This window comes from Prosthecobacter sp. SYSU 5D2, assembly GCF_039655865.1.
GTDB lineage: Bacteria > Verrucomicrobiota > Verrucomicrobiia > Verrucomicrobiales > Verrucomicrobiaceae > Prosthecobacter.
Window position 1 is genome coordinate 144,720 of sequence record NZ_JBBYXL010000011.1, and the last position, 23,129, is coordinate 167,848.

Sequence of the window (23,129 nt, forward strand, 5' to 3'; positions counted from 1 at the left end):
CAAGTTCAAGCTAGGAAATTCTTTAGATCACCACTTCCCGGTGATGCCGATGGAGTAACCGGTGCCAACGGTGGTGACGGAAAAAGGCAGGCCCCCGTCGAAATAACGTTCGCGCGGCTGGTTGAGAAGGTTGGAGATGCGGAAGTTAAAACTCCAGGCATCGGTGATTCTTTTGGAGAAGGCCAGATCTAAAGAAGTAAACGGCCGCTGATAGATGTCCGGTGTGAGGTTGCTCTCAAAACGGCCGCCGACGGTGTAAAGCAGCGGTCCGGTGACGTTCAGCAAAACGGCGCTGGTAAGCCCCCAGTCTTTAATGTCGTAGCTGAGGTTGGCGTTGAAGGTGTATTCAGGCTGGCCTTGCAACGGACGGTCCAGAGACAGGCCGGCCTGGCGGCGGATGTCCTCACTCTCGGTGCTCAGGTCCACCTTGGAATAAACGAAGCCATAATTGAGTCCCAGGCTGAAACCTTCCAGCGCAGGAATGAGGCTGCCGAGTTCTTTGTATGCCTCCACTTCAAAGCCGAACAGCACGGCGCTTTCTTCATTTCGGGCGGTGTTGAAAACACCCAGGTTCACAAATTCAATCGGCTTGTCGATCTGTTTGGCAAAGAACGAGAGGGCAAAGGCATCGCCAGGGTTGGGATTCCACTCCCAGCGAAGGTCGTAGTTCATGATGGAGGACATTTCCAGGCCGGGGTTGCCGACAAAGAAGTTGCCGGTTTCCGGATCTCGTGAAAAGACCAGAGCGATTTCTTTAAAGGTGGGCCTGGCGACGGTCCGGCTGATGGAGCTGCGCAGCGCCATGTTATCGGCGATTTTCCAGCGGTTGGAAAGGGAGGGCAGGAGATCGGTGCGGTTGAGCTCGAAGTCGAGGCTGTCAAACTGGCTGAGGAAATCCCCGGTGGCACTGCTGCCGCCGGCGCTCTGCACATCCACCTGGATTTCCATGCGGGTCACCTCCACACGTGCGCCGACTGTGGTCTCAAAGTCGTCCATCATGGAGAACGTGAGCGAGCCATAAAAAGCGGGAATGGTCTGGTAGGCCTGATACGACTCGCGCGGGGGGATGTTAAAGGCACGCGCCAGAAAGAAGTTGTCGCGCACTGTATTGGTGCCGGGGACGAACGGATTAGGCACAGTCGTGCGGTCAATCTGGTCCAGGTCGCCGATGAGATCTCCCAGGCTGAGGTTGAGGTTGTTATCCGCCGTCGGCGGGCGCACGAGGTAGCCCTGGTCAGGCGTCAGACCCAGGTAATTGCGGATTAGGATATCTGAGGGAAGACCGACGTACTCGAAGTTATCGGTCACGTAGTCACGCTTGCTGTGATCGAAGCTGCCACCGAATTTGAACTTGGTGCCGGTGCCCCCGTTCTTGGCACCTTCATCCAGAGGAATCTCGGCATTGAAGGCGATGTTAAAATTGGTGTCATCCAGCCGGCGCCAGGTGCGCTCGAGATCTGGCGGGGCAGGGTCCCCGGTGCCGACGATGCTGTTGAGATCATAGGAGTAGGCGTAGTTGGCCTTGCGCAGGTCCGGCTGGTCCTGGGAGGACATGCTGTATGCAGCCTGCCAGTCAATCTTGATGTCGCTCATGCCTTCCAGCGTATGCTCTCCGGCGAGCTGCAAGGTCTGCAACCGGCGTTCGGTGTAAAACTGGAACTCTTTGAAGATGATGATCTCCTCCTGGTCCAGAGGCACACCGTTGCCAAGAGTTCCAAGGGCGGCAGTCTCACCATAGCTAAAGATGGCATCATCCTGGGCCGAAAGGTTGGCGAAGTAAGTAAGCGTGACGCTGTTGCCGGGGGAGAACTCCAGCGAGCCGCTAAGCAGGGCACCGGCGAGCAGGCTTTCCTGGCCCTTTTCGAAAACGAACTGCTCAGTCGGGGCGGGTGTTCCTGCACCAACGTTGGCGAAACCACGAATCCCCGTCTCGGTAATGTACTTCTTCCCATAGGTGACGCCACCAATGAGGCCGAGCGTTCCGCCCATGAAGTCGTCAATGCGCGTGCCGCCGATGGCGCTGAAACTGAAATCCATGGGGGCATCTTTATAGCTGGTGCCCATGCCCCGCCCGCTCAGGGCGCGTGCGGCGGCCAGGCGGTTGGCGGAAAACTGGGCGTTGGCGATGTCAGTCGGCGTCTGCGCAGGCGCACCGGGGCTGCCGTCCGGCTCCAGATAAGTACGGGTACCGTTACCCGAGGGAAGGGCATTGATGTCCTGCATGATGCTGGGCAGGGCCCGGGTGTCCGCACTGCCCAGGAACCCTGTGCCCCCACCGCGATAGCTCAGAAAGCGCCCGGTACCGGTGGATTCGGTATTGTAGCCGGTGGACATGGAGATGGTGAAAAAGGGCTCCGCAGGGATGCGCTTGGTGATGATGTTCAGATAGCCTCCCGTCACCTCCCCAGGCATGGAGGCGACAGCGGTCTTGGAGCTGACCACCGTTTCCAAAAGGCCCGTTGGGAAGATGTCAATGTTCACCGCGCGCTTGTCCGGGTCGGAACTGGGCAGGCGTGCGCCATTGAGAACCACGACGTTATACCGGTCGCTCAGACCGCGGACGACAACGTAGCGGCTGTCCACCACGGCCGTGCTGGAGAGGCGCTTGAGCGCGCTGCCAATATCTCCAGAAGCACCGCCGCTCTTCAGGAGCGTTGGAGAGATGGCGCTGGCAAAGCTTTGAAGGGATGCACCAATGCTGAGAGGCATGACCGTACTGTCCTCGGAGATGAGTTCCTGGACGGTGAATTCATCCAGCTCCACCACCTCCGCCGTCATGTCCACATCCACCTCACGGACGCTGCCGGCCGTGACCACGACGCCGCTCTGGCTGGTGCGGATGTAGCCTTCACCACTGACCGCCAGGCGATACACGCCCGGAGGGATGTCATTGATGAAGAAACGGCCTTCTTTGTCTGTGCGGACGGTCTGCCCGCCAGGCTCCAGCATAACGGTGACATCCGGTACACCGACATAAAAGTCAGCATCTTTGATGGCACCGCGCAGACCGCCGCGCAGGCCCTCCTGGGCCAGGATCAGCCCTGCACTGCACAGCAGCAGCAGGCAGATGAAAAACCAGGCATGAATGATAAGTGAACGACGAACCAGTTCGGGAGTTGATTTGCGCATCTGGGGGGGCTTGAATTTGGCCTCTCTTTACTGTCCTGGCAGGCTTCCTTGAGCCCATTTTCCGGCAAGCTTAAGCACCTCTTCGGAAAGTTCTCGCCCGGTGCTGGCGTGGCTCAGGCAAATATGCACGGCACCTACCATGCCTGTCCTGGGATTGACGTTGGAGACAGCTTCCTTCATGGCTTCCAACTGCAGCTCTTTAGCATGCTTTTCATTCCCTGCCAGCTCCCAGGAGGCGGCCAGCCAGGAGTAGGCAAAGGGGCGGTACATCTGCTCCAGTCCACGGGCCTTTTTTTCTGCCTCTTCCAGCACGGGCAGCATCATTTCCGCACGACCGCGCAGGTGCCAGAGCTTGACAAGCTTGTAGTTAAGCCGCGCCATCTCCTCATGCGGGGCCCCAAAGGCCTTTTCGGCCAGTTCAAAGAGTTTCTGAGACAGCTCCTCGCCACCGGCTTTCCAAAAATCGGCCGCTGCTTCGAGCAGCACCTCCGCACGCACCACGTTGGAAAGCGCCAGTACTTCCAGAGCGGCATTCACAAGCCCTTGGGCCTTGGCATGGCTGGCCGGATCTTCGGATTTCTGATGCTCCAAAGCCAGGTCAAACAGGTTGCGGGCGGTATCCAGGAGGCCGGGCATGGGTTTGGTGGCTCCAAACCGGTCCCGCTCGGCCTTCAGCGCCGCCAGGTCGAAGACGCTCGTCTTGCCGGCATTCAAGCCCAGAATGCCGATGGTGGCCATGCGTCTGGTTTCCTCATCTTTGATGCCTTTGAACCAGATCCCCAGGGTCTGTTCATCCAGCTCCAGCATGGTGCCGGTAATGACCAGGCGGGAGAGAATAAGGTCGGCCTGCCAGGATTTCGTCAGGCGCACAAGGCCGGCTGCCGTCTGCACCATCTCATCGGCGTGGGTGCGGTCGCTCCGCACTTCCTTTTCAGCGATCTCCAGCAGCAGCAGCGCCGCACGGTAATCAGTCATCTGGGCCGCCAGTTCACGGGCGGTGGCGTTTCTCCCCTGCCGCAGGGCCTGGAGACCGCACTCGTATCTCATGCGGTTTTTGACATCGTCATCTCCGGTGATGCGACCGGAAAAGTCAATGGCAATGGCCAAGGGGTCCTTGGCGGAAAAATGGGCGACGGATGGCACCGGGGGTGCAAGTCGCGTGTGCTTGAGAACTTCAGGAGGCAGTCCAGACAGCGCCTTTGCCACCTCAGCATCCTGGGCATGGACTGCGTGGATGGACAGCGGGGTGAAGAAACAGGCCCCGGCGGCCAGGAGACAAATAAAGGCGGAACTCAAGCGTGAAGTCATTCGTGTAGAGAAAGTAAAAGGTGGGGGGCGATGTTTTGGCATCGTCCCCCACCCGGGTTAGCTGATTTTTTTCAGACTGTTACAGGCCATAAGCGCGATACAGAACACGCTCATCAATCTCGGTTGTCACATCGGTGAAGGAGACCGTGGTGGCATCGCTCACGGGCGTTTCGGTCACGACCGTCCAGTTGATGCCGTCGGTGGATTTTTCGATCACGTATTTGATGTCAGCTCCTGCGGATGGGAAGGAGATGCTTGGGTTGCCTTCATCTTCACCCAGGGTCACCACAGGACGGGCCAGGTTGTCTTCCACAAGGACTTCCATGGCGTGCAGGGAGGTCCAGCCGAACATCTGGTTGTTGTCACGCATGGAACCGGCGAAGCCAGCGTTCACCATGCCGGCAGGCAGATCCACAGCGTAGGCACTGGTGCGAGCAGGTGCAGCCGGAGCCAGGCGTGGGTCCAGACCGTTCTTGGTGTAGATCGGGCTCGGCACCGGAACGGTGGCCGTGGCTGAGAAGCTCCATGGGGACGCAATCTGGGAGACATTCGTCGGTGTCAGAGGTGTGATCTGATCAACGATGTCATAGTCAACCATGGCAACGGTGGAGACCAGGTTGCCTGGTGTGGCGTCCTGCTTCACAATGACACCACCGGTGGTGACCGAGTTGTAGGTGAACACATTGCTCCAGGTCAGCAGGGTGGTGAAAATACCGCCAGCGGATTCACTGCCACGGCTGATGCTGCTGGCATTTTCAATGATGCCGTTATGCACCCCGACCAGGGCTTCCAAGACGATGGACAAGCCTTCTTTCTTAGCGTTGCCAGCCAGGAAGGTGAAGTTAAACACCTTCAGGTTGGTCCGAGGCAGGCGGTCACCGTTGTTGGGCTCGCCACCGTCCCATTCCAGCAGCTTGTCATAACGATAGTCTGAGGCTGTTTCAACCTGGCCAATGGGCTGGTTCACAGCAAAACCGGCGCGCAAGGAGGCGTCAGGTGTGGTGTTGATGGTGCCCTGGATGGCGGTCCAGAACTGGTGGTTGCCGCGGAAGCCTTCGTCTCCGTCAAAGGAGTCATCCTGGTTGGCGCTGGAGAAGAGGAAGCGGGTATTGGCCGTGCCACCGAACCATTCGAATCCGTCGTCCTTGTTCTGATACACTTCCACATGCTCAACCACCGTGCCTGAACCCAGGCCGCACATCGTCACACCGTTGATTTCGTTACCGACGGCAGCCGCGCCGAGGACGAAACCGCCGTAACGGTTCACGACGTAACGAAGCACACCGCTGCTGTCATTGTCATCCGTGCCACCATAAAGGGCCAGGTTGGCATTGAGCACCTGGCTGCCGGAACCGCTGGCCAGACCTTCTGGGAAGTCGGTGCCGACGCCTTGGTTTTGAAACTGGCCGGCACTTTCAGCCAGACTGGCTGCATGCAGGTCCCAGATGCCATCGGCATTGGCGTCCAGGTTGCCAGTGTTGGCAGAGACGTGGCCGCGACCACACATGATGATGCCGCCCCAGTCACCTGATTTGGAGAAGCCGTTATCGCCTTCCGGACCACCAGGGGTGTAGTTGTTCAGATTCAGTTCCGGAGCACGGCCTTCGCCTTTGACCTGGATGTTGACGCCGAGAACGTTGGTAAACGAATCCGGGACCGTGTTCAGGCCGCCAGGAACGTTGGGATCATCAATCGTGGTGAAGATGATCGGAGCGTCCACCGTGCCGTTGGCGATAAGTTTGCCGCCACGGGAGACCACCAGGGTTCCGGGTTCCTCAGCGAAACCTGTTAGGCTGGAAGGCAGGCCGCGGACGATGGTGCCCGGCTCAATGGTAAGCGTAGCACCATTGGTGACGAACATGACGCGACCGAGGATGTAAACGTTGTCACGGGTCCAGCGGGTATCCGTCTGGATCCGGTTATCGGTGGCGGTGCCAACCGTGATGAAGTCTGCCTGGGCCTGGCCGCCATAGAGCGCCAGGGCGGCGGCTGCCGCGCAGATGGATTTTTGAAGAGAAGTTTTCATTGTGTTATTCAAAGGTGAATTCACCGGAGGGAAGTTAAGGGTTGCTTACTCGATGACCGGAGGGAGGACGGAGAGACCGACATAGCCGGAGAGGGTTGTGTCATCCACCTGCGGGATGGTGAAGTAACCCAGGCCGTCCACCGTGGTGGGGCTGGTGCGGACGGCCACGCCCTGGAACTTGGCTTTGCGGTTGGTCGGCTGGACAATGTTACCAGAGAAAGCGCCTGTCTTGGACACCAGCTTCAGCTTGGTGTTCTCAGGATTCGCCGCGATGGTGAACTTGTTCTTGGCATCAAGGGTGAGTTCCACGCTTGGATCATTGGCTTCAGGATTGATGCCAGCTTCTTCGAAAACCAGTTCAGCAGTCGTGCCAGCGGCCACGTCCAGATAAACACCAGTGGTGTTGACATAACGTCCGCCCACAGGGGTCAGAGCGATAGGGCCAAAACCAGCCTGATACATTTTGGACTTGGGAGTTGTGGCAGCAGGGCGTGTCCAGAAGACATCATCACCTGTGATGGTGTCTTCAGCAGCCGTAGCACCACGGTTCAGATCAAGCACACCGCTGAGGGAGCCCTTGAAAGGAATGTAGAGGGCATTGTGGATGACCACCTGGCCATCAGGACCCACGAAGGTCGCGCCAGTGATTTTCTGGCCATCAGCGGTGTTGCCAACGATCTTCAGGGTGCCGGCAGGAGCCTTCACCGTGATGGTGCCGTAGCTGACGCCCTGAGGGACGTTGACATTGCCTTCAAGATCCACAGGGATCTGGAGACCAAAGGTGGTCAGACCTGCATAAGTGGCACCGACATTGGTGTTTTTCCAGCCCTGGACGTCTGCGCTGCCGCCTTCTTGAGAAAGCTCAGCACCTTCCAGGAGACCGGTCGTGGTGTTGAATTCTGTGTAGAAGTTCAGAGGCAGGTAGGAAGTCTTGCGGATGATGTCAATGTCCAGCACAGGGTTGCCACCGCCGCTTGGGATGACCAGGGAGCCTTTGAAAGGTACCACTTTGTCACCGCCCAGCAGGAGCTTGCCGCTGAGGGCACCCTTGGTGGTGATGGTGAAGTCAATGCGGCCACCGAGACCGGCGCCCACCACTTCGTCGGATTCAACCGAGGCCACATACGTGCCGGCCAGGCCGGACGGGAAATCACTGATGGTGATCGAAGCCGTGGTCACGACGCTGCCGCCCAGATCTTTGCTGGTGACAGCCGTGATGGTGGCAGAATAAGTGCCAGCCTTGGTCGGACGACCGCTGATGACACCGGTTTTGGTATCAATCTTCACACCTGCAGGCAGCTTGGTGGCCTTGAAGGAAAGCGGTGTTTTGGCAGGAGTCTGGTCCATGAGAGGATAGATCTCCACGCTGTAATCGCCGCCGACGACACCCGCTGGGAGTGTGATGCTGGAACCGCCCGTGAAGACAGGAGCTTCAGAGATCAGCACCACGTTCTGGACGCCGGACTCCAGGGAGCCGCCAGGAGCGGTGACGACGCAGACGTATTCACCAGCCAGAGTTGCATCCGTGACTTTCACAGAAAGCGCCTTTTTGGTGGCACCGGAGACGGAAACGCCATCCTTGAACCACTGGTAGGTGAGGCTTTTGCCAGAAGCGGCAACAGCGAGCTTGGCGGTGCCGCCAACGGCGACAGCAATAATGCGGTCCGTGGTGTCCACGACAGCAACTTCAGCCTTGGCACTGGTGACGGTGCCCGTGCCTGCGCCCGGTGTGTTGGAGATCTGGACGGAATAGGCACCGGCAGACTTCAGAGTCACATTCGGGATGGAGATGGAAGGCGTTGTTGCGCCGGCGACGTTGGCGCCTTTTTTCCACTGGTAACGAAGTGTGCCTGGGCCCACTGCACCGACGCTGAGGTCAAGAGAATCGCCGACTGCAACGATCTGAGGAGCAGGCTGCTGCACAATCGTCGGAGCACCGGAAGGAGGTGTCTCGGAGACCGTCAGATTCAGCACGTTGCTTTCAACGGTTGTCGCACCGCTTGTCACGGCGACGGAGTAGTCGGCCGTGTCATCAATGACGGCGGAATCAATCACCAGAGTGGAGTCTGTTTCGCCTTCGATGCTAGCACCGTTTTTGAACCACTCAAACTCCAGCCCCAGACCGCCGATGACATTGCTGGTGAAGGTCACAGCCGTGCCAGGAAGGACGGAGACGTCACCAGGATTACGGGCGATGGTCACGGAAAGCAGCACACCACCTGCACGGTTGGAAGCGGCACCGGCGCCGATGTCGGCACCCGTGCTAAGCTGACCCGCGATGGCAGTGCGTCCGAGGGCGCCGGCGTCAATGCTGACAAAAGTGTCTGCCACGAAATCATCGGCATCCACCCAGGTCTGGTCGGTCACAAAAATGGCCTGCTCCGAGGAGGCGACAGGAGACACACCATTGTAAACCCAGACATAGACTTCGCTGCCGGCGATGTCGCCCGCCACTTCGGCTGTGGAGCCGGCGGATGAATCGTATGGCAGTCCGCCGTAGGTGGCAGAGGTGTCGTATTCGTGGGCGGTTTCGAAGAAGCCGTTAACAGACTGGGCATTCAGGTTGCCGGTGAAGCTGTAAACCGTGATGAAAGCTTCATCAAGGGCAGCAATGTCATTGGCATTGGCAGCGACATCAAAGCCGGCAGGGAAAACGCCGAAGCGTACCGTCCCGGAGGACAGGGGAGTCACCGAATCACGCAAGGTGATGCCGGTGCCCAAATTGGACGCGAAAAGGTTCGCAGCCTGGGTGCTGCCGAGGGAGCTCAGCAGCAGCAGGGCGGATAAAACAAATTTTTTCATGTGTCTGAGTGAGGAAAGGTGAAGTGTAAAAATTATTCAGCGAAGGGCTCAGGAAGGGCGAAGCCGGCGCTGCCAGCGATTTCCTTGAAGAGGATGGCCTTGCCTGGGGCGATGATGGTTGCACCCTGGTCGGTGACGTTGTCACCGAGTGCGCGCCAGCCGGTGCCGCCGATGCCGCCGGTCTTGTAATAATAACCGGTGAGCTCACCGGCGGACTCCAGATAGACGATGTCCGCAGCACCAGGGCCCGTGCCGCCGGTGATGTTGTCCTGAAGAGAGCTGGCAGCCAGCGTCGTCGGGATCAGGAAAGGATTGTTCACGATGGAAAACCCGCTGCCGACATTGGCCGCGTGACGGCCAGTCACCACCTCGCCTGAAAGGCGCAGCGTGATGGCCGACCCCTCATCCTGCCGGGTCACCATGACACCGGAGCCGGATTCAATCACGGTATCACCCTGGTTTGCACCATCCGGTGCAGAAACCAATCTCCAGGCATTGGCGGAGGTGTTATAGAAGTAACCAATGATCTCGCCACCGCTGGTCAGGCTGACAATGTCAGCCACTGCCGGGGTGATGCCGCCGTGCAGACCTGCGCTGTTGTTGGCACCGAAGATGTCAGCAATCGTGGAAAGCTCATAGATGACAAAGCTGTCGCCGACGTTCGGGGCGGTGGACAGATCCGCTGTGACCTCCTGCCCGGCCTGGGCGGTAATGGTGGCGGAAAGGCCGTAGGCGTTGGTGCTGCCGGCAGCATGGCTGTTGCGGCTGGTGATCTTGATGGCGTAAGCAGAGCCGCTCACATCTGGCAGGACAGCCGGCGTGGAGGCCACTGTCAGGTTATCACCTGCGACGGCAGAGATGGTGCCATCGGCAACGATCTTGACGTTTGGCAGGGCCACAAGGGTGGTGGCGTTCTTCGGCAGTGTCAGGCTAATGGAACCTACGGTGCGGCTCATTGGCAGCATGTCAGACTGGCCACGTACCGTGCCGACGCAGAACGTCGTCAGGGCAAGCAGGGTTAACAAGGTGAGTGGAGGTCGAATCATTGTTTTGGTGTGAAGGCGGTGAATGAGCTGACTCAAGGTGAGAGCAGGCTGACCTGATATGAACCCACATCCCCCCTTGTCACAAAACCTCCAGGGTAACACTTTTGTCACCTTCACCGCGCCTCCGGCCACCACCGCTGCAGCCTGAGCCTGCGGCACCAATGCACGTCACAAAGGCAACCTGTTCTGAGCAACGTTTTCGACACGCAATCTGGCGGTTTTTCATACCTCATTACCGGAAAAATCTCATCGCACAGGGCCCACCACCTCCTCAGCGCCTTTGAGGCTGAGGATTTTGTCACGCAGGACCTCATCCGTCTGGATGACCTCCGGAAAGCGGGATGCGATCTGCTGATAATAAATCAGCGCTGCTTTCGGATTGGACCTGGCTTCATAATACCGCGCCAGGCCCAGCAGTTCACTCAGCTCCGCCGCACGCACCTCCGCAAGGCAGGACCTGGCCTGGGCCGCCTTGTCACTCTCCGGAAACCGGGCGATGAACCAGGCCAGCGCCACGGCTGCATTTTCACGCTGGTGCGGCCCGGTGCTGCGCATGCTCTTCCAGGATTTGTAGGCGATGTAGGCGGACTGGTAGCCGGCATCATCCGCCAGTTCATGCGAGGAATAGGTTTCGGCAAAATCTTCGTGGGCCGCGATGGCCTCCGTTTTCTCCCCGGCCTGCTCGCGGGCGATGGCCAGGTAATAATGCGCCTGGATGCCCACCTCGCTGTGCGGTCCGTTTTTGATGACCGTCTTCAGCATCTCCACCACGATCTCCGGCGGCAGGGGCTTTTTCTTTTTGACAGACTCCAGGTTAGTCCGCGCCTCTTTGCCCGATCCCAGGATGCGCTGCACCAGCTGCAGCTGGGCGGCGTGGGCTTTTTCAAAGTGGCCCGGCTGCTCGACGATGAGGCGGTTCAGCACCTCAAAGGCCGGCTCCGGGGAATCCTGGTGGATGTAGATCCGGTACATATCCCAGAGAGACAGGGCGGACCACTCGGTGCGCGGATGTTTTTTCAGCAGTGTCAGATAGCGGTCCAGAGCCTCGTCAGGGTCACCTTCGGACAACAGCTTTTGCGCACGCGCATAAAGTACACGCGCCTGGTCATCCTCCCGTCCAGGGCACGGGCCCGCGCAGACAAAAAAACAAAGCAGCCCTGCAAAAACAGGGCTGCGAAGAATGAAGGCTGTCAAAGCTCCTGAGCTCATTCGCCCGGCATATTCAGAGATTCCAGGACTGGCAGCGTGGCCGGACCGGTGCCAGGTGGAGGCAGTGTGCTGGGCTTGTACTGCTTGGCCAGTTGCTCGCTGGTCTTCTTGCCATAGGTCACGCGGCCCATGGTGACGTACACGCCACGCATGCTGTTGACCGGATTTTTCACCTGGGCTTCTGCGCCGGGGTAGAGGTTTTCGATCAGACCGGAGTTTGGCCCCAGGCAGTCAATGTGGGGGATGCCCGGCTCATCGCCAATGGTGTAGTCAAAGCTCAGCACCTGGTTGCCCAGATTGCGGAACTTGACCGTGTGCTCGATAGTCTCTTCATCAATCATGTCGCTGACGAGCTGGTAGCTCACCGGCTCATTGGCAAAGGCGAAACGCTGGGAGGAGACAGTCTTGCAAGAGGCAAGGGAGCCGATGGCAAGGACCAGAAAAAACAGGCGGGAGCAGTTCATGTGGGAGGGGAGAATGATGGGAAAACGAAACAGGTTTTAGTAGCGGTAACGGAAGCCGACCAGGTAGCCGTCGGTGGAGAATTCAGTGAGCTGGTCCAGGTCGCCAAAGCTCGTATCGCGGTATTCCACAAAGATGGAATATTGGTCTTTCCAGCTCCACTCCACGCCTGCATACCAGTTCCAGGTGTTGATGAATTCATCAATGCTGAACGGCGTGTCACGCGGGCTGTTCGTGCCGGTGCCGTTGAACTGGGCACGTGACTTGGCGGTCGCATTGCGATACCAGACCTGGCCGCCGCCCAGACCGCCACCGATGTAAGGTTTGAACCCGGCGGCAAACTTGCCGATGCGCGCCCGGTAACGGTACAGATCCAAAGCCAGGGTACCGTTGAGGGTAAACATCAGGGAGTTCATGTCCGTGGCGTAGGACACAGTGTCATCCGCCAGCCGTCCGCCCGCACCTGCCGCCTGGCGCGCGTCGTTGGACCGGCCGGTCAGCTCAGTGGCCATGAAAGTACCCTCCACATCCACAGATGCCAAGATGGGGAAGCGCTTCATCCGCCAGCTTTTACCCACTTCCATGCTGAAGATGGCCGCGCCGTCATTGTTATCCAGATTGAAGGAGCGGTCAGAGATTTTCACCCGGCCTTCCTGGCCATTGGAATCCCCCACAGCCACACCCACATAAGGACCAAATTTCCGCTTCACCGCCGCGGCCTCCCCACCACCAAGGGACTTCAGTTCAAGCTCAGCCGCCGGAGCAGCGGCGGCACAGAGTGAGAGGGCAAGCAGGGCTAGTGAACGCATGAGGGGAGTGAGAGTGGGACGGCGCTGTATTAATGCGCCTCACGCCCCGCATAAATCAGTTCCATGTGAAGAATTCGTCACAGACAAATCGCCGCAGAAATGTCACATCCAGGTCACACTGGACGCCTTGTTATGCGCGTCTTTATCTGGATCTGCCTCGCCCTTTTCACGACCCAGCTTGCTGCCCAGGAGCCTGCTGCCAAAGCCCCCCTGCCCTCCGCAGTGCTGGACCCCATCTCCCCGTCTGCCCCCACCGCCCCCACCGCCCCCGGAGAGCCCGCCCTGCCCAGCGAGGCCGGCTTTCCTGTGGATGTAAACAATTATGAAAACCCGCTCCTGCTTTTCCAGGGGGAAAAACGCGACCTGCCCCTGGCCGATGAGGACAACCTGGAACTGCTCCCGCCCATCTCCCCCTACCTGCCCGGGGAACCCGTGCCTGAGGTAGCGCCCGCGCGCCCGCTCACGGCGGAGGAAGAACAGCTCCGCGCCCTCGGCAGCAAGGTGGCCAGCTCCGTCGTCGGCATTCGCGTGTGGGATGAATTCGGCACTCAGCTCAGCAGCGGCATCGGTTTCTTTGTCAGCCCGGACGGCGTCATCCTCACGGACACTGGCCTTCTGCATCCGGAGATCGCCGCCAAGGTGGACTACATCACCACCATCGGCGCAGCCGGCACCAGCCACCGTATCATCGGCTTTTACCAGGCGGACCTCACCAGCGGTGTGACCCTCCTGCAAAGCGAATCTGAGGCAACCGTGCCGCTGGAAATGATGCCGGGCACCGACTTCTCCCAAGAACGCCCCTGCCATGTCCTGGCCGTTTCTGAAAAGCGCGGCCTGGTGCTCGCAGACGCCACCGTGCAGATGGATGCCGCCCTTACCGGCCAGGGCTGGCTGAACCTGCGCGGCACGGATTCCCCCGGCGGGGTCGGCTCCCCGGTGCTCAGTGCGGACGGCCGCGTCATGGCCATCGTCGGCATGAAAGTACCGCTGAAAAGCTGGATGAACTTTGCCCTGCCTTGCGATGCCGCCGCGCTGGCCATCCGCCAGCAGCGCGTGGCCCTGCAGCCGCTGAAAAACCTCCCCCAAAAACCGCGCATCAGCGAAGTGGTGGCCGATCCCGAATTCATCGCCGCCTTTAACACTCTCCAGCAAAAGCGCGTGGAAGCCGCCATGCGCCAGCTCGTGCAGCTCACCCGCAAGTATCCGCGCAGCGCAGAGTGCTGGGCCCTGCTCGGCCTCAGCGCCACCTACCTCGGCGCGGCTCCTGAGGCGCTGAACTGCCAGCGCAAAGCCGTGGCCCTGGACCCCAAAGCCGGCCTGTACTGGCATCAGCTCGCCTTTGCCAAACTGCGTGAGGCCAAAGACGGTCTCCCCACCAGCAGCGAGGATCTGGAGGCCCTGCAACTGGCCGTGGATCAGCGCCCCAACGACCAGCTCGCCTGGCTGCTGCTGGCCAGCCGCCATGTGCGCGATGGCGATCTAGGCAAAGCCGATGACGCCCTGCGCCGCGTGACCCTCCTCGCCCCCGACTACGCCCAGGCGCACTATCTCCAGGCCTACGTGCGCGGCCGTCTGCGGGACTACGATGCCGCCCAGGCCGCCATTTCCCAAAGCCTGAAGCTCAACGCCGGCTACTCCGAAGCCTGGTACTACCAAGGCCTCCTGCTGGACAAACGCAACGAACCCGCCGAGGCCGCCAAAGCCTACCGCAACACCGTCCGCCTCCGCCCGGACCACCCCCATGCCTGGATGAACCTGGCCCACGCCTATAAAAAAGCCGGCCGCAACAGCGAAGCCCGCGAGGCCTTCATGGAGCATCAAAAGCGCAAGTAGTTCAGTTGGGCCCCAACTGATTCTTAACCGCCCCACCCTTCCCTGCATGTACCCGCCTGCGAGCTGCGTACCTCTGCCTCATGATCATTGACTGTCACAATCATGTCGGCGTGGACGTCCTCTTCTATCTTCACGGCGACTTCCCGTATGCCCAGCACCTCGTCTCCATGGTCGAGGAAGGCGGCGCGCATGGCGTGGACCGCTGGATCGTCTTCCCCTTCGTCAGCCACATGGCCCTGGATGCCAGCGGCTTCCTGACCCATGAGGTCCGCGAAGGCGGCATGCAGCTCACCCAGGTGCCCTACGCGCTGGAGAACCGCCGCCTCATGAAGGAGATCTACGATCTCTTTCCAGAATACGCCCCCCGCATGCTGCCCTTCATCATGGTGGACCCCATGCGCAACCCCGCCGCCCAGGCCGAGGAACTCCGCCGCCTGCGCCAGGAATACGCCTTTTACGGCATCAAGATGCAGACCACCATCCTGCAATCCGACATCAAGCACCTGCGCGACCGGGGCAAGGTCTTCCTCGAGCTCGCGGAGGAATGGGACCTGCCCCTGCTCATCCATTCCAGCGTCGCCAAAAGCGACCTCTGGGCCCAGGCCAGCGACATCCTGGACATCGCCGAAGAGAACCCGCAAATCCGTTTCTGCCTGGCCCACTCCTGCCGCTTTGACAAAGAGTGCCTGGATCGTGTCAATGCTCTGCCTAACACCTGGTTCGACAATTCCGCCCACTGCATCCATTGCGAAGGCGCGGTCAAAGACATGCCCTTCATCGCCCCCCGCGACCGCCGCTTCGACAGCGACTACAGCGACCCCGCCCGCGTCATCGCCGACCTCGCCGCCGCCTACCCCACCAAGTTCATGTGGGGCAGCGACTCTCCCTTTTACAGCTATGCGGCGGAGATTGACCAGGAGATCGTCCGCCTCATCTGCACCTATGAAAAGGAGCTGACCGCGCTGAAAAAGAATCCGCCCGATGTCGTCCAAAGGATTGCCGAAACCAACACCCGCGCCTATTTGAAGCTGAAAGATGAAAGCATTCTCGCTTGATGGCCACCGCGCCCTCGTCACCGGCTCCTCCCAGGGCATCGGCCTCGCCATCGGTCTCGGCCTTCAGGAGGCTGGAGCCACCGTCGTCCACCACGGCCTGCAGGAGCGCCCCGCAGACCTCTCCCCCGCCGCCGGTTATGTCCAGGCCGACCTCCTCGATCCCGAAGGCCCCCAGCTCCTCATGGATGCCGCCGGGGACGTGGACATCCTCGTTTGCAATGCCGGCAGCTTCTTTGACCTGCCTGTTCTCGAAATGACCCGCCAGCTCTGGGACCGCACCTTTCAGCTCAATGTCACCGCCACCTTCTTCCTCGCCCAGGCCTTCGCCCGTCAGTGCGCCGCACGCGGGGTGCCTGGCAGCATCGTCATCACCTCCTCCACCAATGGCTTCCAGGCCGAGGCGGATTCCTGCGCTTACGATTCCAGCAAAGGCGCCCTGGTCATGCTCACCCGCAGCCTCGCCGTCTCCCTCGCCCCCCTCGGCATCCGGGTCAATGGCATCGCCCCCGGCCTCATCCGCACCCCCCTCACCTCCACCTGGATGGAGCCCCGCGCCCAGGACCTCCTCCGCCATTACGAGAAAAAGATCCTCCTGGGCGAAGTCGGCACCCCCGAAGACTGCGCCGGCGCCGTCATCTACCTCACCTCCCCCGCCGGCCGCTACCTCACCGGCGAAATCATCACCATCGATGGCGGCCTCACGGTCAGCCAGATCGGCAAGATGTGAGCAGGGGCTCCCCCTCGTCCTCACCCCGCTTGCTGAACCATTCGTCATTCTGCATTCAATGTTGTTAAGATAAGGAAACGCGATACAAAAGCCTTGAAACGGAAGAAGACTGGGCGAAGCAGGGGGACGGCAGGAAGCCTTGATTCTACGGGATTCTGAGCCTCTATAATTACCAGGGACCTCAAAATACTGCATTTACCAGAGGTCGCTGGCTCAATGCCTTCGCAAGCACATCACTATGCCTGCGTTTTGTCACTCCCATCGCGGGCGGGCTGAGGACATCACACGCCATCGCGGGCTGAGTTTCGTCATGCTTGTGGTGCTCCAACTGCGCCTCATGCTCAGCAGTCTGCAACGCAATCTGGAGGAACTGCTGGAAGCCATCGACGGTCCTGCAGAAGCCATGGTCACCGCCTCGGCCCTGAGCCAGGCGCGGGCCAAGCTGCGGCATACGGCCTTCATCGAACTCAACGAGCTTTGCGTGCGTGAGTTCTATGGAGAGCGGTTACAAGCTGCTGAAGTGCCGCGCGCAGCAAATCAACCGCACGCACGCACTGGCGGCGGTGTTTCGTCATCTGCACGGGTTGTTGGGGCGGGGGCTGGAACACCTGCTGGACAAAACGTTGCGGGCACTAAACAGCTTCTTCGAACGAGCGCGATGTCTGGTGAGACCGGGTCGTTCCAATCCGCGCAAGCCGCGCGCCAAACGCATGCCACCCACCGCGTATAAAAATTTGTGAAACCCTTATCTTAACGACATTGATTCATCATTCGTCATTCTGCATTCTCCCTCTCCGCCTCGAAATAGTCATCCTCGGCGATGTCGGGGATGCCAATGACCAGCACGCGCATGTGGCCACGCGCGCCATGGATGACACCGGGTGGGATGTGGACCAGAGAACCGCGTGTGACCGGCTGCTCCACGCCATCCAGCAGCACACTGCCGCTGCCCTCCAGCACGTAATACAGTTCCGTGGAGCGGCGGTGATAGTGCAGCCTGGCTCCGTCAATATCCACCGCATGCGCCCAGGCGGCCGGGGCCAGAGGGGCATCCTCATGGCTGATCAGGCGGTCCCGCCAGCCGCAGGTGCTGCGTTCCCGGGCGGTGTGCCCTTCATGCCGGATCAGCAGAGGTCCTGTAGCCGGACTGGCAGCCTGGGACAAAGGTATGGCAGCGGACTCAGGTGGCGGGTTCATGACAGGCACAAATCAACCCGGCAGCCTGCGGCGGAGCAAGAAGGAAATTGTTTTTCGCGGAAGATGCGTGAGGGCGGCAGCGTTCTCCAGCGCGCATGAAACTGACGCGCCTCCTCCCTGCCCTGCTGGGTCTTTTTTCTCTGAGCCTGCCCGCAGCTGAAAAGCCGGACGTGCTCTTCATCGCCGTGGATGACCTGAACGACTGGGTGGGCCACCTGGGAGGCCATCCGCAGGCGAAGACGCCCAACATTGACCGCCTGGTCGCCCGGGGCACCGCCTTCACCAATGCCCACTGCGCCGCCCCAGCCTGCAACCCCTCCCGCGCCGCGCTGATGACCGGCCTGCGCCCCTGGCAGACGGGCATCTACACGAATGACGACACCGCCGGCGGCATCATCAAGGACATCGTCACCATCAACCGCCACTTCCTGGCTCAGGGCTATAACACCCAGGGCGGCGGCAAAATCTACCACGGCGGCCCAAGCGAAGGCCGGGAAGACACCTGGACCGTCTGGAAAAACCTGTTCCCCGGCACCAAGACCCATGAATCCAACATGAACGGCCTCAACAGCGGGCACTTCGACTGGGGCGTGCTGGACGCCAAAACGGAGGAGATGGGCGACACCAAGATGACCGACTGGGCCATCAACGAGCTGAAGACCGCCCCCCTGGACAAGCCGCTCTTTTTAGCCGCCGGCTATGTCAAACCGCACCTGCCCTGGTATGTGCCGCAGGAGTTCTTCGACCGCTTCCCATTGGAAAGCATCCAGCTCCCCAAAGTGAAGGAGGATGACCTGGCTGACATTCCCGCCGCCGGCGTGAAAATGGCCAAACCGGAAGGCGACCACGCCAAAGTCGTCAAGGGTGACCAGTGGAAAAAAGCCGTGCAGGCCTACCTGGCCACCACCTCCTACCTGGATGACCAGGTGGGCCGCCTGCTGGACGGCCTGGACGCCAGCCCGCGCAAGGACAAGACCATCATCGTCTGGTGGACCGACCATGGCTGGGCCCTGGGGGAGAAGCAGCACTGGCGCAAATTTGCCCTCTGGGAAGACACCACCCGCACCTCCTTCTCCATCGTCGCCCCTGGTGTCTCCAAACCCGGCAGCGTCTGCAATGCCGGCGTGGACTACATGAACATCTACCCCACCCTCTGCGAGCTGACCGGCCTGCCCGTGCCCGCCCATGTCAAAGGTGCCAGCCTGGTGCCCCTGCTGAAAGACCCCAAAGCCGCCTGGGACGGCGTGGCCATCTGCACCCATGACAAGGGCAACCACGCCGTGAAAAATGAGCAGTGGCGCTACATCCGCTATGCGGACGGCAGCGAAGAACTTTATGACCACACCCAAGACCCCCATGAATGGACCAACCTGGCTGGTGAGGTCGGCATGAGCGAGGTCAAAGCCAAACTTGCCTCCCACCTGCCCCCCGAAGGCACCGAGGTCCCCTCCGTCCGTGACAACAACGGCGGCCGGAACAAAGCCAAAGGAAAAGGAAAAGAGAAGGGCAAAGGCAAAGGCAAAGGCAAAAACAAGTCCAAGGAAAAGTCAGAGTAACCCTGCGTGCTAATCACTCCTGAGCCAGCCTGGCCAGGAGTTTCCCTGCCCTCACCTATGGCCTGGCCCGGTGGCCAGGCCGTTCATAACCCGCTGCCCCTCGCCTGCATCCATGAAAGTTTCTTACCTTCTCGCCTTCATCACGGCCACCCTGGGTCATGCAGCGGAACCGCCCCCATCTTTAAAACCGCTCCTCGCCGTGCCGGACCAGATCGTCCTGGAGCATGACTTTTCAGATCCCGCCCAGCTTAACAAAGCCCACTGGAAACCCAATATGGGCACCCGCTGGACCGTGGCCGACGGTGTTCTGCGCGGCCTCCCATCCACCCCGGAATACCAGGCTTCAAAAGCGGATCACAAGGGCCTCGAGCCCCGCATCAGCTCCCCTGCCACTCCGGCCCAGTTCATCGCCCGGTTTTCCGTCCGCTTCCTGGACGGGGAGGAGGCCGCCATCGTGCCCTTTGTGGAATTTGGCCACCACGTCGCCCGCATCAAATTCACCGCTGACAGCGTTTTCCTGCTGGCCGACCACGACAGTCTCAAAGTCGCTGAAAACACCAACCTTAAATACGAACCCGGCAAATGGTACCACGCCCTGGCCGAGCTGAGGGGGGAGGAATTCCTCGTCCGCTTTGCCGGCGGCCCCACCCTCTACGCCCGGCACCCCTCCTATGCCCTGCCCCCGCCCAGCGGCGCTCCCGGCATGGGCGTCGCCGGTCCCAAAGGCGGCAGCGTCGAGCTCGACAATGTCACCTTCTGGACCATCAAGCCCGATGTCCAGCCCACCTGGCCCACTGTCCGCAACACCTTCCCCAAATTCGAACCTGTCATCGTCAAGCAGCCAAAGGAAAAGAAAGCCAGGTAATCCAGCAGTACAGTACTCCTCACTCTCCGGGTGAGGCGCGAAGTAAGCGCAGCGCACAAGCCCCCTTCCCCGAATCGCCGCCCTCCCATGAGCCAGCCCAAGCATATTGTTATCCTTCTTGTTACGCTGCTCATCTCCCTCCCCTCCCTATCCCCCGCCCAACCCCCTTCCCCCTCCCGGCCTAACATTGTATTCATCCTCGCCGATGACCTCGGTTACGGTGACGTCCAGTGCCTGAATCCGGATCGTGGAAAAATCCCCACCCCGCATCTGGACCGCCTGGCCGGCCAGGGCATGACCTTTACCGATGCCCACAGCGGCTCCTCCGTCTGCACCCCCACGCGCTACGGCCTGCTCACTGGCCGTTATTCCTGGCGCACCCGTTTGCAGAAAGGCGTGCTGGATGGCGGCAATGACGATCCTCTCATCGCCGCAGACCGCCTCACCGTCGCCACCTTCCTCCAGCAGCAGGGTTACGCCACCGCGTGCATCGGCAAATGGCACCTTGGTTTCAACTCCGAATCCCCCACCCTCAAGCCCGACGCCAAAACGAAGAGCAAAGGCAAAGACAAAAACGCCATGGGCCGCAGCGGCCTGCCCCTGGGCGCCCGGATCATCGGCGGCCCCATCACACGCGGCTTTGACCTCTTTTGGGGCTGCTCCAATGCCCGCACCATGTCCTCCCTCATCATCCAGGACCACGTTGTGGAGGACCTGCCCACGGTGGACATGCTGCCCCGCCTCACCCGGCGCGCGGTCGAATATCTGGATGAACAGGCCGCCACTGCCAAATCTGGCAAGCCCTTCTTCCTTTACGTGCCCCTCACCTCCCCGCATACGCCCATCGTGCCCAGTGCCGAATGGCAGGGCAAAAGCGGCCTCGGCAAATACGGCGACTTTGTCATGCAGACGGATGCCAGCGTCGGCAGCATCCTCGCCGCATTGGACCGGCATCAGCTTGCGGAGAACACCCTCGTCCTCTTCTCCGCCGACAACGGCTGCTCCCCCCAGGCGGACACGGCCGGGCTGGAAAAACAGGGCCACTTTGCCAGTGCGCAGTATCGCGGGTATAAGGCGGATATCTGGGACGGCGGCCACCGCGTGCCCTTCTTCGCCCGCTGGCCCGGCACCATCCCCGCCGCCAGCCGCAGCGATGCCCTCATCTGCCTGGGGGATTTCATGGCCACCGTCGCCGATGTCCTCGGCCAGCCTCTGGCTGAAACCGCCGCCCCCGACAGCCAGAGTTTCCTGCCCCTCCTCAGAGCCACCGCCAGTGCCCAAGGCCGCAGTCACATCGTCCATCACAGCATCGCCGGCAAGTTCGCCATCCGCGAAGGCCGGTGGAAATTGAACCTCTGTGCCGCCTCCGGTGGCTGGGGCAAACCCACCGACGAAGACGCCAAAAAACAAGGCCTCCCCGATGCCCAGCTATACGACCTCCAGGCAGATCCTGGCGAGACCACCAACCTCATCACCCAACGTCTAGCCGAAGCCGCCCGCCTCCTCGCGTTGTTAAAGCAGCAGATCACAAAAGGTCGCAGCACTCCCGGCACGGACCTGACCAATGATGTCGAAGTTATTCTTCCATCCGCCGCCTCCATTCCCTAAAGTTTGTTATTCACTTTTGACCATGAAATCCCTTCTCCTCCTTTTCCTCGCGGCCCTGCCCTTCGCCGCCTTCTCCGCCGACCGGCCTAACATCCTCATGATCGCCGTGGATGACCTCCGTCCGCAGCTCGGCTGCTATGGGCAGAGCCAGATCCATTCACCCAACCTGGACCGCCTCGCCTCCCAGGGCACCCTCTTCCAGCGCGCCTACTGCATGGTGCCCACCTGCGGGGCCTCCCGCGCCAGCCTGATGACCAGCATCCGCCCTGCGCCGAAGCGCTTCGTCACCCATCTGGCGTATGCGGAAAAGGACGCCCCTGGCATCACCACCCTGAACACGCACCTCAAGGAAAACGGCTACCACACCGTCTCCAACGGCAAGATCTTCCACCACCCAGAAGACAGCGCCATCGGCTGGACCGAACCCGCCTGGCGGCCCAGCCCTGGCAAACCCGGCGCCACCGCCCCCGAGGACATGCCAAAGAAAAAAGCCGCCAATGGCCCGGAAAAATCCTCCGGCCAAAACAAAGGCAAAGGCAAGGGCAAAGGCGCCGCCAAAAAGGGCAAACCCGAGCGTGGCGTTCCCTATGAAATTTCCCCGCTGGAAGATCACCAGCTCAGCGACGGTCTCGTCGCCGAAAAGACCATCAAGGACCTCCGCCGCCTGAAGGACCAGGACCAGCCCTTCTTCATCGCCGCCGGTTTTTTCAAGCCCCACCTCCCCTTCATTGCCCCTAAAAAATACTGGGACCTCTACCCTGAAGACAGCATCAAACTGCCCTCCAACTACCACGCCCCCAAAGACGCGCCCGCCGAATCCATCCACAATTCCGGCGAGCTGCGAGCCTACAAGGGCATTCCCAAAACCGGCCCCCTGCCCGAAGACATGGCTCTGAACATGATCCGGGGTTACCAGGCCTGCGTCAGCTTCACCGATGCCCAGATCGGCAAGGTCCTCGAAGAACTGGACCGCCTCGGCCTAACCGAAAACACCATCGTCATCCTCTGGGGCGATCACGGATGGAACCTGGGGGAGCACACCCTTTGGTGCAAACATAGCTGCTACGAGACCTCCATGCAGGTCCCCCTCATCATCCGCGCCCCCGGCTTCAAAGGTGGCCTCAAAACCGCCGGTCTCACCGAGCTCATTGACGTCTATCCCACCCTCTGCGAGCTCGCCGGCGTGCCAACCCCTGCGCACGTCCAGGGCCGCAGCTTTGTACCCCTCATGAAGACACCCGGCATGCAATGGAAGGAACAGGCCATTGGCCGTTTCATGGCCGGGGATACACTCCGCACGGAGGAGCATCGCTTTACCGAATACTCCAACAACCAGGGCCAGCCCACCGCCCGCATGCTCTACGACCACACCAGAGATCCCGCTGAAAACATCAACCTCAGCGAGCAGCCCGCCCAGGCCGAAACCGTGGAGCAGCTCACCGCCCGCCTGCGCAGCGCCAAGGGCAAGGACGGTGACCTGCCGGTAAAAAAGTAACT

General features: G+C 60.5%; 17 protein-coding genes. 8 read left to right on the top strand and 9 right to left on the bottom strand.

The annotated features are described in order from the left end of the window. Positions 1 to 27 precede the first annotated feature (27 nt). From WJU23_RS18855 to WJU23_RS18890, 8 genes are all read right to left on the bottom strand, one after another. On the bottom strand, positions 28 to 3,129 hold the full coding sequence (locus tag WJU23_RS18855; protein ID WP_346334167.1) for a TonB-dependent receptor: 3,102 nt from the start codon (positions 3,127 to 3,129) through the stop codon (positions 28 to 30). 27 nt (positions 3,130 to 3,156) lie between these two features. Continuing rightward, a complete protein-coding gene (locus tag WJU23_RS18860) occupies positions 3,157 to 4,437 on the bottom strand; it encodes a hypothetical protein (protein ID WP_346334168.1) in 1,281 nt (426 codons plus the stop codon). A 79-nt stretch (positions 4,438 to 4,516) separates the two neighbouring features. Next, positions 4,517 to 6,463: a hypothetical protein gene (locus WJU23_RS18865; protein ID WP_346334169.1), complete on the bottom strand. Its 1,947-nt coding sequence runs from the start codon at positions 6,461 to 6,463 to the stop codon at positions 4,517 to 4,519. 45 nt (positions 6,464 to 6,508) lie between these two features. Then, positions 6,509 to 9,265: an immunoglobulin domain-containing protein gene (locus WJU23_RS18870; protein WP_346334170.1), complete on the bottom strand. Its 2,757-nt coding sequence runs from the start codon at positions 9,263 to 9,265 to the stop codon at positions 6,509 to 6,511. Positions 9,266 to 9,297: 32 nt separating this feature from the next. Further along, positions 9,298 to 10,290 (bottom strand): hypothetical protein, encoded by a 993-nt coding sequence (locus WJU23_RS18875; RefSeq protein ID WP_346334171.1) that lies wholly within the window; start codon positions 10,288 to 10,290, stop codon positions 9,298 to 9,300. A 267-nt stretch (positions 10,291 to 10,557) separates the two neighbouring features. Then, positions 10,558 to 11,520: an outer membrane protein assembly factor BamD gene (gene bamD / locus WJU23_RS18880; protein ID WP_346334172.1), complete on the bottom strand. Its 963-nt coding sequence runs from the start codon at positions 11,518 to 11,520 to the stop codon at positions 10,558 to 10,560. After that, positions 11,517 to 11,984 carry a hypothetical protein gene (locus WJU23_RS18885; RefSeq protein WP_346334173.1) on the bottom strand — a complete coding sequence of 156 codons (468 nt, stop codon included), beginning with the start codon at positions 11,982 to 11,984 and terminating at the stop codon, positions 11,517 to 11,519. Before WJU23_RS18885 ends, bamD begins: the two co-directional genes overlap by 4 nt. A gap of 36 nt (positions 11,985 to 12,020) precedes the next feature. Further along, a complete protein-coding gene (locus WJU23_RS18890) occupies positions 12,021 to 12,791 on the bottom strand; it encodes a hypothetical protein (protein ID WP_346334174.1) in 771 nt (256 codons plus the stop codon). Between the two features lie 132 nt (positions 12,792 to 12,923). On the opposite strand from WJU23_RS18890, the gene WJU23_RS18895 reads away from it, so the two are divergent. The 4 genes from WJU23_RS18895 to WJU23_RS18910 all read left to right on the top strand — a co-directional run bounded on the left by WJU23_RS18895 (position 12,924) and on the right by WJU23_RS18910 (position 17,136). Next, the gene (locus WJU23_RS18895) at positions 12,924 to 14,624 is read left to right on the top strand and encodes a tetratricopeptide repeat protein (RefSeq protein WP_346334175.1); all 1,701 of its coding nucleotides are present in this window, start codon (positions 12,924 to 12,926) and stop codon (positions 14,622 to 14,624) included. An 80-nt stretch (positions 14,625 to 14,704) separates the two neighbouring features. Next, positions 14,705 to 15,679 (top strand): amidohydrolase family protein, encoded by a 975-nt coding sequence (locus WJU23_RS18900; RefSeq protein ID WP_346334176.1) that lies wholly within the window; start codon positions 14,705 to 14,707, stop codon positions 15,677 to 15,679. Continuing rightward, positions 15,660 to 16,406 (top strand): SDR family oxidoreductase, encoded by a 747-nt coding sequence (locus tag WJU23_RS18905; RefSeq protein ID WP_346334177.1) that lies wholly within the window; start codon positions 15,660 to 15,662, stop codon positions 16,404 to 16,406. Before WJU23_RS18900 ends, WJU23_RS18905 begins: the two co-directional genes overlap by 20 nt. Positions 16,407 to 16,716: 310 nt before the next feature. Further along, positions 16,717 to 17,136, top strand: a complete 420-nt coding sequence (locus tag WJU23_RS18910; RefSeq protein ID WP_346334178.1) for a hypothetical protein — start codon at positions 16,717 to 16,719, stop codon at positions 17,134 to 17,136. A 44-nt stretch (positions 17,137 to 17,180) separates the two neighbouring features. On the opposite strand, the gene WJU23_RS18915 is transcribed toward WJU23_RS18910, so the two are convergent. Beyond that, complete coding sequence (locus WJU23_RS18915) at positions 17,181 to 17,603, bottom strand: cupin domain-containing protein (protein ID WP_346334179.1); 423 nt, start codon at positions 17,601 to 17,603, stop codon at positions 17,181 to 17,183. A gap of 95 nt (positions 17,604 to 17,698) precedes the next feature. Here WJU23_RS18915 and WJU23_RS18920 point away from each other — a divergent pair, with 95 nt between their 5' ends. From WJU23_RS18920 to WJU23_RS18935, 4 genes are all read left to right on the top strand, one after another. Continuing rightward, entirely contained in the window at positions 17,699 to 19,159 is a 1,461-nt protein-coding gene (locus tag WJU23_RS18920) for a sulfatase (protein WP_346334180.1), read from the top strand. 112 nt (positions 19,160 to 19,271) lie between these two features. After that, entirely contained in the window at positions 19,272 to 20,024 is a 753-nt protein-coding gene (locus tag WJU23_RS18925) for a hypothetical protein (RefSeq protein ID WP_346334181.1), read from the top strand. Between the two features lie 87 nt (positions 20,025 to 20,111). Then, the gene (locus tag WJU23_RS18930; RefSeq protein WP_346334182.1) at positions 20,112 to 21,632 is read left to right on the top strand and encodes an arylsulfatase; all 1,521 of its coding nucleotides are present in this window, start codon (positions 20,112 to 20,114) and stop codon (positions 21,630 to 21,632) included. 22 nt (positions 21,633 to 21,654) lie between these two features. Next, entirely contained in the window at positions 21,655 to 23,127 is a 1,473-nt protein-coding gene (locus WJU23_RS18935) for a sulfatase (protein WP_346334183.1), read from the top strand. The last annotated feature ends 2 nt before the right edge of the window (positions 23,128 to 23,129 follow it).